The 13,977-nt window shown below is 61.6% G+C and carries 12 protein-coding genes and 2 pseudogenes; 9 read left to right on the top strand and 5 right to left on the bottom strand.

The genetic code is table 11. The features are described from left to right. Nucleotides 1–25: 25 nt before the first annotated feature. Genes ACUDAL_RS18245 through ACUDAL_RS18230 form a run of 4 tightly spaced genes read right to left on the bottom strand, consistent with a single transcriptional unit; the run spans nucleotide 26 to nucleotide 2,588 of the window. Entirely contained in the window at nucleotides 26–505 is a 480-nt protein-coding gene (locus ACUDAL_RS18245; RefSeq protein WP_119022624.1) for a hypothetical protein, read from the bottom strand. Nucleotides 506–509: 4 nt separating this feature from the next. Beyond that, the gene (locus ACUDAL_RS18240) at nucleotides 510–764 is read right to left on the bottom strand and encodes an ATP-binding protein (protein ID WP_444679127.1); all 255 of its coding nucleotides are present in this window, start codon (nucleotides 762–764) and stop codon (nucleotides 510–512) included. A 37-nt stretch (nucleotides 765–801) separates the two neighbouring features. Beyond that, the gene (locus tag ACUDAL_RS18235; protein ID WP_444679126.1) at nucleotides 802–1,890 is read right to left on the bottom strand and encodes a heavy metal sensor histidine kinase; all 1,089 of its coding nucleotides are present in this window, start codon (nucleotides 1,888–1,890) and stop codon (nucleotides 802–804) included. Between the two features lie 17 nt (nucleotides 1,891–1,907). After that, nucleotides 1,908–2,588 (bottom strand): heavy metal response regulator transcription factor, encoded by a 681-nt coding sequence (locus ACUDAL_RS18230; protein WP_444679125.1) that lies wholly within the window; start codon nucleotides 2,586–2,588, stop codon nucleotides 1,908–1,910. A 216-nt stretch (nucleotides 2,589–2,804) separates the two neighbouring features. Here ACUDAL_RS18230 and ACUDAL_RS18225 point away from each other — a divergent pair, with 216 nt between their 5' ends. The 5 genes and pseudogenes from ACUDAL_RS18225 (at nucleotide 2,805) to ACUDAL_RS18205 (ending at nucleotide 9,598) form a co-directional block, all read left to right on the top strand. After that, a complete protein-coding gene (locus ACUDAL_RS18225; RefSeq protein ID WP_444679124.1) occupies nucleotides 2,805–3,218 on the top strand; it encodes a hypothetical protein in 414 nt (137 codons plus the stop codon). Between the two features lie 245 nt (nucleotides 3,219–3,463). Continuing rightward, nucleotides 3,464–4,612 carry a TolC family protein gene (locus ACUDAL_RS18220; protein ID WP_444679123.1) on the top strand — a complete coding sequence of 383 codons (1,149 nt, stop codon included), beginning with the start codon at nucleotides 3,464–3,466 and terminating at the stop codon, nucleotides 4,610–4,612. After that, the gene (locus ACUDAL_RS18215) at nucleotides 4,609–6,069 is read left to right on the top strand and encodes an efflux RND transporter periplasmic adaptor subunit (protein WP_444679122.1); all 1,461 of its coding nucleotides are present in this window, start codon (nucleotides 4,609–4,611) and stop codon (nucleotides 6,067–6,069) included. Before ACUDAL_RS18220 ends, ACUDAL_RS18215 begins: the two co-directional genes overlap by 4 nt. An 11-nt stretch (nucleotides 6,070–6,080) precedes the next feature. Then, nucleotides 6,081–9,049, top strand: a pseudogene (locus ACUDAL_RS18210) (efflux RND transporter permease subunit); the annotation flags it as partial. Beyond that, nucleotides 9,035–9,598 carry a copper-binding protein gene (locus ACUDAL_RS18205; protein ID WP_444679434.1) on the top strand — a complete coding sequence of 188 codons (564 nt, stop codon included), beginning with the start codon at nucleotides 9,035–9,037 and terminating at the stop codon, nucleotides 9,596–9,598. The pseudogene ACUDAL_RS18210 and the gene ACUDAL_RS18205, both read left to right, overlap by 15 nt. Nucleotides 9,599–9,786: 188 nt before the next feature. On the opposite strand, the gene ACUDAL_RS18200 is transcribed toward ACUDAL_RS18205, so the two are convergent. Continuing rightward, the gene (locus ACUDAL_RS18200) at nucleotides 9,787–10,017 is read right to left on the bottom strand and encodes a hypothetical protein (RefSeq protein WP_119023317.1); all 231 of its coding nucleotides are present in this window, start codon (nucleotides 10,015–10,017) and stop codon (nucleotides 9,787–9,789) included. A 114-nt stretch (nucleotides 10,018–10,131) separates the two neighbouring features. Between ACUDAL_RS18200 and ACUDAL_RS18195 the strand changes: the two genes are divergently transcribed. The 4 genes and pseudogenes from ACUDAL_RS18195 (at nucleotide 10,132) to ACUDAL_RS18180 (ending at nucleotide 13,852) form a co-directional block, all read left to right on the top strand. Further along, on the top strand, nucleotides 10,132–10,299 hold the full coding sequence (locus ACUDAL_RS18195) for a hypothetical protein (RefSeq protein WP_444679121.1): 168 nt from the start codon (nucleotides 10,132–10,134) through the stop codon (nucleotides 10,297–10,299). A 64-nt stretch (nucleotides 10,300–10,363) separates the two neighbouring features. Beyond that, nucleotides 10,364–11,683, top strand: coding sequence for an IS1380 family transposase (locus tag ACUDAL_RS18190; protein WP_444677628.1), 1,320 nt, complete (start codon nucleotides 10,364–10,366; stop codon nucleotides 11,681–11,683). Nucleotides 11,684–11,827: 144 nt separating this feature from the next. After that, a pseudogene (locus ACUDAL_RS18185) lies at nucleotides 11,828–12,470 on the top strand (heavy metal response regulator transcription factor). Then, nucleotides 12,467–13,852, top strand: coding sequence for a heavy metal sensor histidine kinase (locus tag ACUDAL_RS18180; RefSeq protein WP_444679120.1), 1,386 nt, complete (start codon nucleotides 12,467–12,469; stop codon nucleotides 13,850–13,852). The pseudogene ACUDAL_RS18185 and the gene ACUDAL_RS18180 overlap by 4 nt, the downstream one beginning before the upstream one ends. The last annotated feature ends 125 nt before the right edge of the window (nucleotides 13,853–13,977 follow it).

The following is a 13,977-nucleotide window of genomic DNA, read 5'->3' as shown; positions in this document are numbered from 1 at the left end:
CCGCCGTGGTGCATCCCTGGCATCGTCAGTCCCTGACGTCGAACGCCAGCACGCCGGTCACGTCCGAGAACGTCATACGCATCTGCCAGGCACCCGACATGGGGAGCGGTGCCGCGAGCGCGTAGCTGTCGCGGTCGGTCGGTTCGGCCGTCTGGCTGAGTGACATGTCATGGCCGGGCATGACGAAGGTGATCGGGACGCGCATGGCCTGTCGAGGCGGGTTACCGTCGGGCCCGCGCAGTTGGAAGGAGAGTTGCGCCTGTTGCTCGGCATCGATCACGAGACTGCCCGCCACGCTCCACTGGTGCACCGTGCCGGAGAAGTGGACCCCGCCGCGTTCTGCCCCCGGCTGAGTCGGTACCGGGCCGTCGACCCGGAGGGTCGTTTCATCCCCGGCCATGAAGGGCATGGCCATGAGCACGGCCAGCACCAGGAAGCAGGGGATGCCCACGGCGAGCGCGACAAGGCGGGCAGAGCGATTGGGTTGACTGGAATTGAGAGCCATCGAATCACACCTCCGATGATGTACGTTGCGTGCCGGAGAGCGGCAGGGTGAGGCAGAAGGTTGTGATGCCATTCTGAGAACGGACCGCGACGTCTCCACCATGGGCCTTGACGATTGATCGGGTGATGGGGAGTCCCAGACCTGCGCCTTCGCCATGGTGGTTGCGGATGTTGTCGGCCCGGTGGAAGCGATCGAATAGTTTCGGTAACTGATCGGCGGGGATCGTCTCTCCAGGATTTCTGACCCACAGTCTCGCCATATCCTGGTCATGGGTAATGGTGATCTCGATCCTGCCGTCAGGGGGTGTGCCGCACGGCGTTCGACACCAGGTTGGCAATCGCTCGGCGAAGCATCAGATGGTCGCCGGTGACTGTGGCGGTACCACTGAGCTGCATCTTGACCTGTTTCTCCTCGGCAAGGGCGTCATAGAACTCCAGCAAAGCGGTCACTTCCTCCTCGAGATGGACCGGTTCGGCAGGGTTTGGCAGTAGCCCATGATCGGTCTTGGCCAGGAACAGCATGTCGGCGATCATTCGAGCCAGTCGTTCCAGCTCCTCCAGGTTGGAGTGCAGTGCGTCCTGGTATTCCTCTGTGCTGCGTGGTCGTGACAGGGCGACCTGGGTTTCGGTAAGCAGATTGGACACCGGGGTGCGCAGCTCATGGGCGATATCCGCCGAGAACTCGCTGAGGCGTTGAAAGTCGGCTTCGAGCCTATTCAGCATGCCATTGAACGCATTGGCCAGCTCGACCATTTCCGGTGGCGTGGCTTGCAGGTCCAGCCTTTCTCCCAAGCGTTCGGCCGATAGCCGCCTGGCAGCAGCCGTGATCCGTTTGAGTGGGGCGAGGCCTTGACGCGCGACCAGCCAGCCGAGCAATGCTGTCAGCAGGGCGGCTATCGCAATGCCCGTCCAAAGATAGCGGCGGGTGTCCTCGAGAAAGTGAGCATGGTGCGTGATATCCAGGCCAAGCAGGACATGTACCGGTATGGGCTGCGGTAGAGGAAGGCGCTTCTGAACCTCATGACCAATGAATTCGTAGCCCGCCACGCTCCAGCGGGTACTGGCTGAGTCAACGTCTCCATTCTTTACTGGTTCGAGAAATTCCGGTTGGTAGGCGTAGAGTATTCGCTGCTCCTCATCGCGGATGGAGACGGACAGCGTCGCATGGCTCGTCAATAGGTCGTCAAGATATCTGGGCAGTGTATTCAGTGCGGCGGGGCTGTCGACTCGGTCAAGCAGGTTCTCGATCATGTTCAGCTTTGCTGTCAATTCCATGTGATCGATTTCATCGAAGTGGCCGCGAATCAGATGCTCGAGCCACAGTCCAAGCAGCAGCAGCAGGCCTGCGACCAGTAAGGAGAAGAGCGTGGCCAGGCGCGCCGTCAAGGAGAGGGGATAAAAGGTCATTGATCCTCCCCTGACTCCAGCACATACCCCATGCCTCTTACGGTCCGGATCAGCTTGACAGTGAAGGGGCCATCCACCTTGGCACGTAGCCGTCTGACGGCGACGTCGATGACATTGGTATCGCTGTCGAAGTTCATGTCCCACACCTGGGAGGCGATCAGTGAACGGGGGAGGACTTCTCCCTGGCGTCGAATCAAGAGCTCGAGCAGTGCAAACTCCTTGGCGGTGAGGTCGACCCGCTCGCCGGCTCGAGTGACTCGTCGCCGTAGCAGGTCGAGCTCCAGGTCGGCGGCCCGGAACACTTCTGGCTCACGTGCCTTCCCGCGCCGTAGCAGTGAGCGGACCCTGGCAAGCAGTTCGGAGAAGGCGAACGGCTTGACCAGGTAGTCATCCGCACCGAGCTCGAGCCCCCGCACTCTGTCGTCGACCTCGTCTCGTGCGGTCAAAAACAGTACGGGTACGTCCTGCCCTGCGCGGCGCACCATTTGTAGGATGGTCCAGCCATCCATCCCAGGCAGCATGACGTCAAGCAGCAGCAGGTCATACTCCCCGGTCTGTGCCAAGTGCAGGCCATCCAGGCCATCGCGCGCCAGGTCAACGACGAAGCCGGCTTCTCTAAGGCCTTGCGCCAGATAGTCGCCGGTCTTTGGCTCGTCCTCAACAATCAATAACTTCATGAAGCCTCCGTTGGCGGGTCTGGCTTAACATGACAAAAATGTCATTTTCGAGTCAGCGTCCTGTCCGCTACTGAAACGTACTATGCCTACATGAACAAACAACACGGGGGATGAGTAGGCAGAGTGGTTACTCTATCACGCCCGAAGTTGAAAGTAATAGTCCTGACGGTTGTAAGATAACTTGGCGTAATGTTCATCGTAAAAATGAGGTGTATCATGATCAAGAAGATTGCTCTTACCGCTGCCGTTGTTAGCCTGTTCTCTGTCCCGGCTTTTGCCAATTTTGGCCACACGGCATCAAGCGAAAGCGCTCTGCAGGAAGGAAGCACGCCTAGTGTGATCATTAATTCTGGCCAGCCGCATACTTACCAACTCAACCTGGATGAAGCCGCAACGGTCAGGATTGCCAGCAGTCACTTCCCCGGGATGCACTCCATACTGCCGATGAAAGCCGAGTTGATCGATGCTCAGGGCAATACCTTGAGTCAGGTGAGGTCTTCTGGTGGCGACTTTGAAATTCGAGAAGCGTTGCCGGCCGGCCAGTATAGCTTGGTGGTATCAGGAAATTCCGCGCCGGGTGGGGATAGTTGGGACGTCCATCGCTATAGCCTTCACGTTGCTTTCAAATAACCCGGTATTCACGCTTTGAAGAAGCATGGCTGGCCGGCACCCGTCGGCCAGTTTGATAGATATAACCAAGTTTTTTTATGACTTTTGGCCATGGTGCATGTGCCATGGCGCTGTTCTTGCCGCAGTGCACAGGTGAGTATGGAGGGTGGTGAATGGGCTCTCGGTTACCCAAAATGTTGGCTGTGGCGTTAAGCACGGCTTTTATGTTGCCTTTGCCGGTATTGTCAGAGCCGGTGCTTTCTCTGATGGAAGCTGAGCGGCTCGCTCGCATCGACGACCCTGCCACGCTGCGCTACCAGGAGCTGGCTGAGGCGCGACGTGAGGCCGCCATCTCGGCCAGACAGCTTCCCGATCCCATGCTGATCATGGAGGTCATGGACGTCGCACGAGAGGGTCTTTCCATCGATGACGACACCATGACCCAACTGCGTGTGGGAGTGCGCCAGACCTTCCCGAGAGGCGACAGCCGTCGATTGGCAAGCGAGCGGGAAGGCGCGTTGGCCATGGCAGACGCAGCTCGTGGCAGCAACGCAGAAATCACTGCCGTTCGTGCCGTGCGGCGTGCCTACCTGTCGCTCTACGAGCAGCGCGCCATCCGGGAAGTGCTGGAGAAGAGCCAGCCCTTGTTCGAGGACCTGCGCGATATCACCGAACGCGAGTTTGCTTCCGGCTTTGCCGATCAACAGGATCTGTTACGCGCCGAACTGGAGCTGAGCCGGTTGCATGATCGCCTGCTTTCCGTTCAGGCACAGGAAGCGGCAGCACGGGCCCAGCTTGCGCGTTGGGTCGGTCAGGATGCCATTTCACGCCCCTTAGCCCCCGACCTGCCCGACATGACCGAGCCGGCGGATGCGTTGCTGTCGCACCCGCTGCTCGCCGCAGAACAGGCTCTCGTCGATGCCGGCAACCACGGTGTCGAGCTGGCGCGTCAAGGCTACAGGCCTCAGTGGTCGGTCGAGCTGACCTATGGCACGCCAACGGAGCGTGGCATGGACATGCCGGATCGCATGTCGGCGATGGTCATGGTCGACCTTCCGCTCTTTACGCGCCAGCGCCAGGACCGCGATCTATCGGCCAGCGTGCACCGTCGTGAGGCCGCCCAGTATGCCTGGGATGCACAGGCCCTCGAGTTGCAGCGCCAGGTGGGGGAGACCCAGGCCAGGTGGCATCAGTTGAGCGAGCGTGAGCGTCAGTATGCAGAGCGCCTCCTTCCGCAGGCCAGGGAGAACGCCGAAGCCGCCGAGCATGGGTATCGCAATCGCACCACGGACTTCAACTCGCTTGTGCGTGCACGCCTGACCGAGCTGGAAACGCATATCGAGGCCGTGCGTATCGGGTCGCAGCGTCGCCTTGAGCAGGTGGACCTGCTCTATCTACTGGGAGAAAACGCATGAAGGCGTTCGCTGTCATCGTCCTGCTGGGTGCGGGGGCTGCCGCAGGCGCCGCTGCCGTGACCTACTGGCCGGATTCCCATGCGCACGTTGCCGCCGCGGCGGACACGGCCAACGGTGAGAGAGAGATTCTCTATTACCGCCACCCACATAACCCCTCCGTGACCTCTCCCGAGCCGCGCAAGGATGAGATGGGCATGGACTTCATTCCGATCTATGCGGGTGGCGGCGACGCAACGCCCGGCACAGTGAGCATCAGCCCTGTCGTGCAGCAGAATATGAATGTGCGAATCGGCTCGGTGGCTCGTGGTGACCTGGCGCGCCTGGTCGAGACGGTCGGCTTCGTCGACTATGACGAATCGAGACTCAGCCACGTTCACCTGCGCACCCAGGGCTGGATCGAGGAACTCAGCGTCAGAACCACCGGCGAGCGGGTCGAGGAGGGGCAGTTGCTGTTCCGCCTCTATTCGCCGGAACTGGTCAATGCGCAAGAGGAGTTGCTGCATGTCGTGCGTCGTGGCGGCAGTCCTGCTCCTGCGCGCGAGCGCCTCCGGGCGCTGGGGGTCAGTGCCGCCGAGATTGCCGAGATCGAGCGGGCCGGTCAGCCGCGGCGGCTCATCGCGGTGCGAGCGGGCCAGGGTGGCGTGGTGGAGTCGCTCAACGTACGTGAAGGCATGTATGTCACCCCGGGCACCGAGGTGATGACCATTGCCGACCTCTCGCAGGTATGGGTCATGGCCGACCTGTTCGAGCATCAGGTGGATGCCGTGGCGCGAGGCGACGCCGCCCATGTGAAGCTGCCCTTCCGCCCAGGCGAACGTCTCGAGGGCAAGATCGACTACATCTATCCGAGCCTGAACAGCCCGACGCGAACCGTTCAGGTACGCCTGACCTTCGACAATCCCGGTGAGCGCCTAAAACCGGGGATGTATGCCGATGTCCAGCTGACCACCCGCCCACTGCAAGGTGTCCTGTACCTGCCGGCTGAGGCGGTGATCCGTACCGGCAGGCAGGACCGGGTCATTCTGGCGCTGGGCGAAGGGCGTTTCCAGGCGCGTGAGGTCCAGGTGGGGCGTCGTGCCAACGGCGACCTGGAGATCATCGAAGGCCTCCAGGAAGGAGAGCGTGTGGTTCTCTCCGGCCACTTCCTGCTCGACTCCGAAGCGGCAGCCAGTGCCGAGCTGGTGCGCATGACCGAAGCCGAGCAGGAGAGTTCGGATGGCGATGTCTGGGCCGATGGGCGCCTGATTTCCATCGACCGCGATGCCCGCGTGCTTAACGTCGACCACGCGCCGATTCCCCTGCTGGGCTGGCCGGCAATGGTCATGGACTTCACCGTGGCCGATGATCTCGAACTCGATGGGCTGCACGACGATATGCCGATGCGCTTCCGCATGCGCGAGCGCGAGGAGTTCGTCTACGAAATCACCGCCATCGAGCCGCTGAGCCACGACCACTGAGGAGTCGATTCATGATCGAAAGGATCATCACGTGGTCGCTGCACAATCGCCTGCTTGTGCTCCTGGTAACGGCCATTTTCGTCGTCTGGGGGCTCTTCACCGGCAGGCAGATGCCGCTGGATGCCATTCCTGATCTCTCCGACGTTCAGGTGATCGTTCATACCAGCTATCCCGGCCAGGCTCCCCAGGTGGTGGAGGATCAGGTTACCTATCCCCTGTCGACGGCCATGCTGGCCGTACCCCAGGCGCGCGACGTGCGCGGGTTCTCCATGTTCGGCGACTCCTACGTCTACGTGCTGTTCGAGGATGGCACCGATCCCTACTGGGCACGCTCCCGCGTGCTCGAGTACCTGAGCCAGGTGGCGCCGCGGCTGCCAGCCGGCGCCACGCCGGCGCTGGGGCCGGACGCCACCGGTGTGGGCTGGGTCTACCAGTACGCCCTGGTGGACCGCAGCGGCGAGCTCGACCTGGCCGGCCTGCGCTCGCTGCAGGACTGGTTCCTGAAGTTCGAGCTGCAGTCCGTGACGGGCGTGTCCGAGGTCGCCACGGTGGGCGGCATGGTCAAGCAGTACCAGGTGGTGCTTGACCCGAATCGTGCGCGTGCCTATGGGCTGACCTTGTCCGGCATCCGCTCGGCCATCGAAGGCGCCAACCGCGAGGCAGGTGGTTCGGTCATCGAGATGGGCGAAGCGGAATACATGGTGCGCTCGCGTGGCTACCTCACCGGCATCGAGGAGCTACGCCTGGTGCCCGTTGGCCTCGGCGGCGACGGAACCCCCGTCTTGCTCGAGGACGTGGCCGAGATCCGCATCGGCCCTGCTGCACGTCGCGGCATCGCGGAGCTGGATGGCGAGGGCGAGGCCGTAGGCGCCCTGGTGGTCATGCGCCATGGAGAGAACGCGCTGGCCACCATCGAGCGGGTCAAGGCACGTCTCGATGAGCTGCGACCGAGCCTGCCCGAAGGCGTCGAGATCGTGGAAACCTACGATCGCTCGGTACTGATCCAGGAATCGGTCGACAACCTGACGGGCAAGCTGCTGCAGGAATTCCTCATCATCGCACTGGTATGCGTCGTCTTCCTGCTCCATTTCCGCTCGGCGCTGGTTGCGATCGTGGCACTGCCGATCGGCATACTGGCGGCACTGATGATCATGCAGGCCAAGGGCATCAACGCCAATATCATGTCGCTGGGCGGCATTGCCGTGACCATCGGTGCCATGGTGGACGCCGCCATCGTCATGGTGGAAAACCTGCACAAGCGGCTCGAGAAAGCGTCCCCGGGCGAGGATCGCTGGCATACCGTGGCCGAGGCGGCCAAGGAGACCGGCCGACCGATCTTCTTTGCGCTGCTGATTATCGTGGTCAGCTTCCTGCCCCTGTTCACTCTCCAGGGACAGGAGGGTCGGATGTTCCAACCGCTGGCCTTCACCGGTACCTATGCCATGGCGGCGGCCGCCGGACTGGGCATCACCCTGGTGCCGGTGCTCATGGGCTACCTGGTGCGTGGGCGCATACGCCCTGAGTCTGCCCATCCGCTGAGCCGCATGCTGATTGCCATATACCGCCCCGGGCTGGATGCCCTGCTGCGCTATCCCTGGGCCACCATTGCCGCAGCAGTGCTGATTGCCGCCAGCGTGGCCTATCCGGCGACCAAGCTGGGCAGTGAATTCATGCCCCAGCTGGATGAAGGCGATCTCATGTACATGCCCTCGCTGGAGCCCGGTGTCTCCATCGGCAAGGTGCGTGAATTCATGCAGCAGACCAATCGTCTGATCATGTCGGTACCGGAGGTGGATCGTGTCTTCGGCAAGGCGGGGCGTGCCGATACGGCCACCGATCCGGCCCCGATCGGCATGCTGGAGACCGTCATTCGCTTCAAGCCCCGCGATCAGTGGCGCGAGGGCATCACCAAGGCCGATATCATTCGCGAGCTCGACGAGGCGGTGAGCTTTCCCGGGGTGGCGAACGTCTGGGTGCCGCCGATCAAGACGCGCATCGACATGCTTTCGACCGGCATTCGCTCTCCCGTGGGCATCAAGGTGGCGGGTGCCGACCTGGCGGAAATCGAGCGCATCGGTCGCGAGATCGAACGCGTACTCCAGGACGTCCCTGGCACGGCCTCAGCCTATGCCGACCGCACCGCTGCCGGGCGCTATGTCGAAGTCGATATCGACCGGCGCGCTGCCGCGCGTCATGGCGTCAACGTCAGTGACCTGCAGGCCATCATTCAGACGGCGGTGGGTGGGATGAATGTCAGCGAAACCGTCGAGGGGCTGGAGCGCTATCCCATCAACCTGCGCTACCCCCAGGATTGGCGTGATTCGCTGGAGAGCCTGCGGGACCTGCCGGTCATCACCTCGACAGGAGCCTATCTCCCCTGCAGGCACTGGCGAACGTGGGCATCGTCGACGGCCCGGCCATGATCCGCACCGAGAATGCACGCCTCAACGGCTGGGTCGTGGTCGACATTCGCGGACGCGATATCGGCTCCTACGTGGCCGAGGCGCGCCAGCGTGTGATGGATCAGGTCGCTCTGCCGGCCGGGTATTCGGTCACCTGGTCGGGCCAGTACGAATACATGGAACGGGCCAAGGAGCGCCTGCAGTGGGTGGTCCCGGTGACCATCGTATTGATCTTCCTGCTGCTCTACCTTTGCTTCCGTAACGTCGCCGAGACTTTCATGCTGATGGGGTCGCTGCCGTTCGCTGCCGTCGGCGGGGTGTGGCTGCTCTACTGGCTTGCCTATGACATCTCGGTGGCCGTGGCGGCGGGTTTCATCCTGCTGATCGGACTGTCGGCGGAGTTCGCCGTGGTCATGCTGATGTATGTCCGTGGCGCAGTGGAGCAGCGCCAGCCGAGTACACGTGGTGAGCTGCGCGAGGCAATTATCGAAGGGGCGGTCATGCGGGTACGCCCCAAGGCCATGACCTCTCTCACGGTAGTGCTGGGTCTCAGCCCGCTGCTGATGGATTCCGGCCCCGGCTCCGAGGCCATGCAGCGCATCGCTACGCCGATGGTAGGAGGCATGATCTCTGCCCCCTGGTTTCACTGCTGCTCATTCCCGTCCTCTACTGGCTATGGCAGCGGCGACACTTTCCCGAGTCTGTCTCGTCAGAGGCTGCGCTCAGCAACACCAAAACCCAAGGAAACCTGTGATATGAAAAAGATCGTACTTCAGCTGGCAGTCATGATGGGCGTTATGGTGGCGCTACCTGCGATGGCGACCAGCGATCATGGACACGGCAAGCATGCCGGTCATGGCACCAAGGCAGGGCATGAGCATCAGGAAATGCGCACAGCCGAAGGCTTCGGCACCGTGCAGTCGATCACGAAGGATGGCAATAGTGTCGTGCTGGCCCATGAACCAATCGCCGAGCTTCGCTGGCCGGCCATGACCATGGAGTTGGCTTTGGCCGATCCAGCCTTGGCAGAGGGTATTGACGCCGAGGAACGTGTTCGCTTCGTGCTGCGCCAGACCGGCGAGACCGATTATGTCATTGTGTCGATCGAGCAGGTGAGGGCCCAGTAAGTCGCCCTAGTTAAGGCAATGCCGTATCGTAAACCGATGCGGCTTTTTTCTCGTGAGCGAGGTTTGATATAAATCTGTTTATAGCGAATAGATGTAGGGTTCCGGACCATTGGGTCACGCCCATCGAGTGATTCCAGCTGCTGCTGCAGCGTGAAGTGAGGACCCCATCCTTCGGACCACCTGACAGGTTATCTAAGCTCGGATCGGATCATCATCGCATCCCGCCAAGCGGTAACCCCCACCAGCCTCTGGCTCTCGAGCTTGAGGCCCTCGTGGTGCAGAACGACCGTCAGCACGGTGACTTCCTGCTGGTGGCTGGCCACGACGAACTTAACCACGCGCTGCTCTTCGCCGCGTAACCCTTCATCACTATCCACCCCGACCGGGATATCGCTCCCGGAGAGGGCGGTCGCGGTCATGTCCGGAGGTTCTGGTCATGACACACTCTTTAGCAGCTGCCCTCCCGGCAGAGTCTCGTTACTCCTCTTCCCATACGCCTCAGTTGTTCGTGCGTGACAGCGACGGCAACTACATTGGCGACTATTGCCGCCGCGGTGGTGGGGGTGTTCCTCAACCTGGCGATCTGGTTCGGTCTGCACGTGATCTTCGCCGAGGTGGCCGAGCGGCAACTGCTCAAGGTACTGGGTCACTTTACTTGGCCATTAACAAGGGCCTTAGCCCGAATATTGCACCAGGCATGAAAAAAGCGGCTGAAAATCGGTTATAATTCAAGAGCCTAACCAAGAATTAGCCGACACAGCCGCCATGACAAAATGTACCACGCCCACCGCCACCTTTCCACGCTGCAAAGGCCGTCAGATCACCGCCAGCTTCGATGGCGGCGAGGTCACCTCTGACGGTGGCATCCTGCTGCTGCGGCAGCTCGACCGCGAGATGGGCCTGACCCGCGCTATCGCTCGCCGGCTGAGTGATGACCGCGATCCTCAACGCTGCCTGCATCGCACCGAAACCCTGGTTCGGCAGCGCGTGTTTGGCCTGGCGCTGGGCTACGAGGATCTCAACGACCACCAGGCGCTGCGTCACGACATCGCCCTGCAGACCGCCGTCGATACCGACGGCGTGCTGGCCAGCCAGTCCACGCTGTGTCGCTTCGAGCAGCAAGCCGATCGGGACTGGGCGGTCACCATCCACGAGGAAATGATCGAGCAGTTCATCCGCTCGTTCCGGCGGCCACCCAAGAAGCCGCTCTACCTCGACTTCGATGCCACCGACGACCGGGTGCACGGCCAGCAGCTCGGGCGGCACTTCAACGGCTACTACAACCACTACATCTTTCTGCCGCTGTTCGTGTTCTGTGGCGATCAGCTGCTGGTCAGCTACCTTCGCCCGGCCTACCGAGATGCCGCCCACCACGCCGGCGCCATTCTTGCCCTGCTGGTTCGGCGGCTGCGCCAGGCGTGGCCTGAGGTAAAGGTCGTATTCCGCGGCGACAGCGGCTTCTGCCGCCCGCTGATCCTCAGTTGGTGCGAGCGCCACGGTGTCGACTACATCGTCGGCCTCGCCGGCAACCCGCGGCTGGCCAAGCTAGCCCTGGATATCGACTACGAGTCAGCTATCCGCTTCGAGAAGACCCGTGAGAAGCAGCGAGTCTTCGGCTTCATCGAGTACGCCGCCAAGAGCTGGAAGAAGCGCCGACGAAAGGTGGTCGTCAAATCCGAGACCAGTTGGCGTGGCTTCAACACCCGCTACGTGGTGACCAACCTGCGCGGCTGCAGCGCAGAGTGGCTCTACGACCACCGCTACTGCGCCCGAGGCGAGATGGAGAACCGCATCAAGGAGCAGCAGCTCCTGTTCTCAGACCGCACCAGCTGCCACCAATGGTGGTCCAATCAGTACCGACTGCTGCTCTCGGGGCTGGCCTACCTGCTCCTGGAGCGGCTGCGTCGGATTTACCTTAAGCGCACCGCCTTCGCCCAAGCCCAGGTCAACACCATCCGCCTGAAGCTGCTGAAGATCGGCGCCGTCATCACTCGCAACACACGGACCATTCGGCTGATGTTGAACAGCCAGTATCCGGAGCAGGACCTCTTCCTGATGTTGGCCAGCAAGCTGGTGCCGGGATAGCGTCGCGGCGTGCTGTCCCCGGCACAGAAAAGACATGGGGGTGGGGGAGGTGCGCCCTGAGCACAGGAACTTGATCAAAAAGCAGCCAAACTCCACCCCAGATCCCTTTTATCCCCACCGAGCCTGGCATCTGGGGACTTCTGACTGACCCGGTGCAACATCCGGGTTAGGGAGGCCGGTTTTGTCGTCGATTTGGTGCGCGATGGGCTGGATGGTCTCCACTTGGCACAGAATGAGGAGTATGACCTTCTGCTTCTCGACGTGATGCTGCCGGGGATGGATGGCTGGACCATTCTCCAGATGGTGCGACGCGCGGGGCAGGACGTCCCCGTCCTGTTTCTGACGGCCCGGGACGAAGTTGACGACCGGGTCAGGGGCTTGAGCTAGGAGCAGACGACTACCTGGTAAAACCGTTTGCCTTTTCCGAACTGCTGGCTCGTATCCGATCATTACTCAGGCGCGGCAAGACCCGCGAGCCTGAAATATTCCGGGCCGCAGACCTGGAGCTTGACCTGCTGAAGCGCCGAGTCACCCGCGACGGTGAGCGCATCGATTTAACCGCCAAGGAATTTGCCCTGCTCGAGCTTCTGATTCGTCGGAAGGGTGAGGTACTCCCCGCTCATTGATCGCCTCTCAGGTCTGGGACATGAATTTCGACAGCGACACCAACGTGATTGATGTTGCCGTCAGGCGGCTGCGAGCCAAGGTCGATGGCCCGTTTCATCTCAAGCTGATACGCACCGTTCGCGGCATGGGTTATGTGCTGGAGGCCTCTGACAACACATGAGACGACAGCCACTCTCCCTCACCACGCGTCTAGCCCTATTGTTCGCTATGCTGACCGCTAGCCTGCTGCTGGTACTTGGCCTATTGATGGAGCGTCTGATCGGCGCTCACTTCGACCAAATCGATAGCCAGGAGCTGAGTGCCAAGATGGCCATGATCGATAACTTGCTGGGTCAAGCACACTCATCCGTGGCATTCGACGCCCTGCTACGGCAACTCGACACCATACTGGTTAGTCATGACTCTCTTGCCCTTTCCATCCGTGACGAAGAGGGCGAGGTGCTTTATGCCTTTCGGCCCGAGCAACTAGCATCGGCAAAGCAGGGAAACGAGGCCGCTCCCCAGTCCCACTGGCAGCATGAGGGACGCAGCTTCATCGGCCGAGAGGCAGCGAAGACGCTTCCACTGGCCGAGCCAATTCTCTTGGACGTGCTGATTGGACTTGATATCAGCCACCATACCCACTTTCTCAGCGACATCCGCCGCCATCTCTGGACCGGAATAACGATGGCGACGCTGATCGCAGCGCAGCTCGGCTGGCTAGCCGCACGCAATGGCCTGGCACCACTTCGGCGTGTGACCCGTACCGCCGGCAGGCTCTCCGCCGACCGTCTTGGCGAGCGGCTCTCTGAGCGAGATGCGCCGGCTGAGATGCTGGCCTTGGTCAGCGCCTTCAACGGCATGCTCGACCGCCTGGAAGCCGACTTTCAGCGTCTCAGCGATTTCTCCGCAGATATCGCACATGAGCTTCGCACCCCCGTCTCTAACCTGCTGACCGAAACCCAGGTCGCGCTGTCGCGGCCGCGCTCCGCCGAGGCTTACCGTGAGGTGCTGCACTCCAACCTGGAAGAGTTCGAACGACTGGCGAGGATGATCGCCGACATGCTGTTCCTGGCAAAGACCGACCACGGTCTGCTACCGAACCCGTTCGAGACCGTGGTGCTTGAACAAGAAGCAGAGGCGCTGCTGGAATTCTACGAGGCTCTCGCCGAAGAAAAAGGCGTCAATCTACAGCTAACCGGAAACGCCACGGTAACCGGCGACCGGTTGATGCTGCGTCGCGCTCTTTCCAATCTGATCTCGAACGCGGTGCGCCACACACCCACCGGCGGCATCATCGAGATCAGGATCAACTCGACCCAGGATAGGGCGCAGCTGAGCGTCAGCAATCCCGGCGAAACCATACCTACCGATCAGCTTCCGCGATTATTCGAGCGCTTCCACCGCGCCGACAACATCCGCAGTCACCACGGCGAAGGGGCCGGGCTCGGGCTCGCCATTACCCGATCAGTCATCAAGGCGCATGGGGGTGAGGTCACGGTCTCCTCACAGGATGGCATCACTACCTTCTGTCTCTCCCTGCCGCTCACTGACAGGCCCTGAATACCAAGGGAGGAATGACTCGATGCTTCCCAAGTCCAGCAAACCCGATCGCTCTGCCTGGCTCGTCGCTCTGGCCCTGGGCATCCCCTTCTTTCTGATACTGGCCGTACTGATGGCCATGCCTT

The organism is Halomonas sp. E19 (genome assembly GCF_052439355.1).
Lineage (GTDB): Bacteria > Pseudomonadota > Gammaproteobacteria > Pseudomonadales > Halomonadaceae > Halomonas.
The sequence above is the reverse complement of the archived record's forward strand: the minus strand, read 5'-3'. Positions and strand labels throughout refer to the sequence as shown.

Excerpts from the sequence above, each read along its gene's own strand:
- ACUDAL_RS18245 (WP_119022624.1), bottom strand. The coding sequence starts at position 505 with ATGGCTCTCAATTCCAGTCAACCCAATCGCTCTGCCCGCCTTGTCGCG.
- ACUDAL_RS18240 (WP_444679127.1), bottom strand. The coding sequence starts at position 764 with ATGGCGAGACTGTGGGTCAGAAATCCTGGAGAGACGATCCCCGCCGAT.
- ACUDAL_RS18230 (WP_444679125.1), bottom strand. The coding sequence starts at position 2,588 with ATGAAGTTATTGATTGTTGAGGACGAGCCAAAGACCGGCGACTATCTG.
- ACUDAL_RS18225 (WP_444679124.1), top strand. The coding sequence starts at position 2,805 with ATGATCAAGAAGATTGCTCTTACCGCTGCCGTTGTTAGCCTGTTCTCT.
- ACUDAL_RS18220 (WP_444679123.1), top strand. The coding sequence starts at position 3,464 with ATGGAAGCTGAGCGGCTCGCTCGCATCGACGACCCTGCCACGCTGCGC.
- ACUDAL_RS18215 (WP_444679122.1), top strand. The coding sequence starts at position 4,609 with ATGAAGGCGTTCGCTGTCATCGTCCTGCTGGGTGCGGGGGCTGCCGCA.
- ACUDAL_RS18205 (WP_444679434.1), top strand. The coding sequence starts at position 9,035 with ATGGATTCCGGCCCCGGCTCCGAGGCCATGCAGCGCATCGCTACGCCG.
- ACUDAL_RS18200 (WP_119023317.1), bottom strand. The coding sequence starts at position 10,017 with ATGACCGCGACCGCCCTCTCCGGGAGCGATATCCCGGTCGGGGTGGAT.
- ACUDAL_RS18190 (WP_444677628.1), top strand. The coding sequence starts at position 10,364 with ATGACAAAATGTACCACGCCCACCGCCACCTTTCCACGCTGCAAAGGC.
- ACUDAL_RS18180 (WP_444679120.1), top strand. The coding sequence starts at position 12,467 with ATGAGACGACAGCCACTCTCCCTCACCACGCGTCTAGCCCTATTGTTC.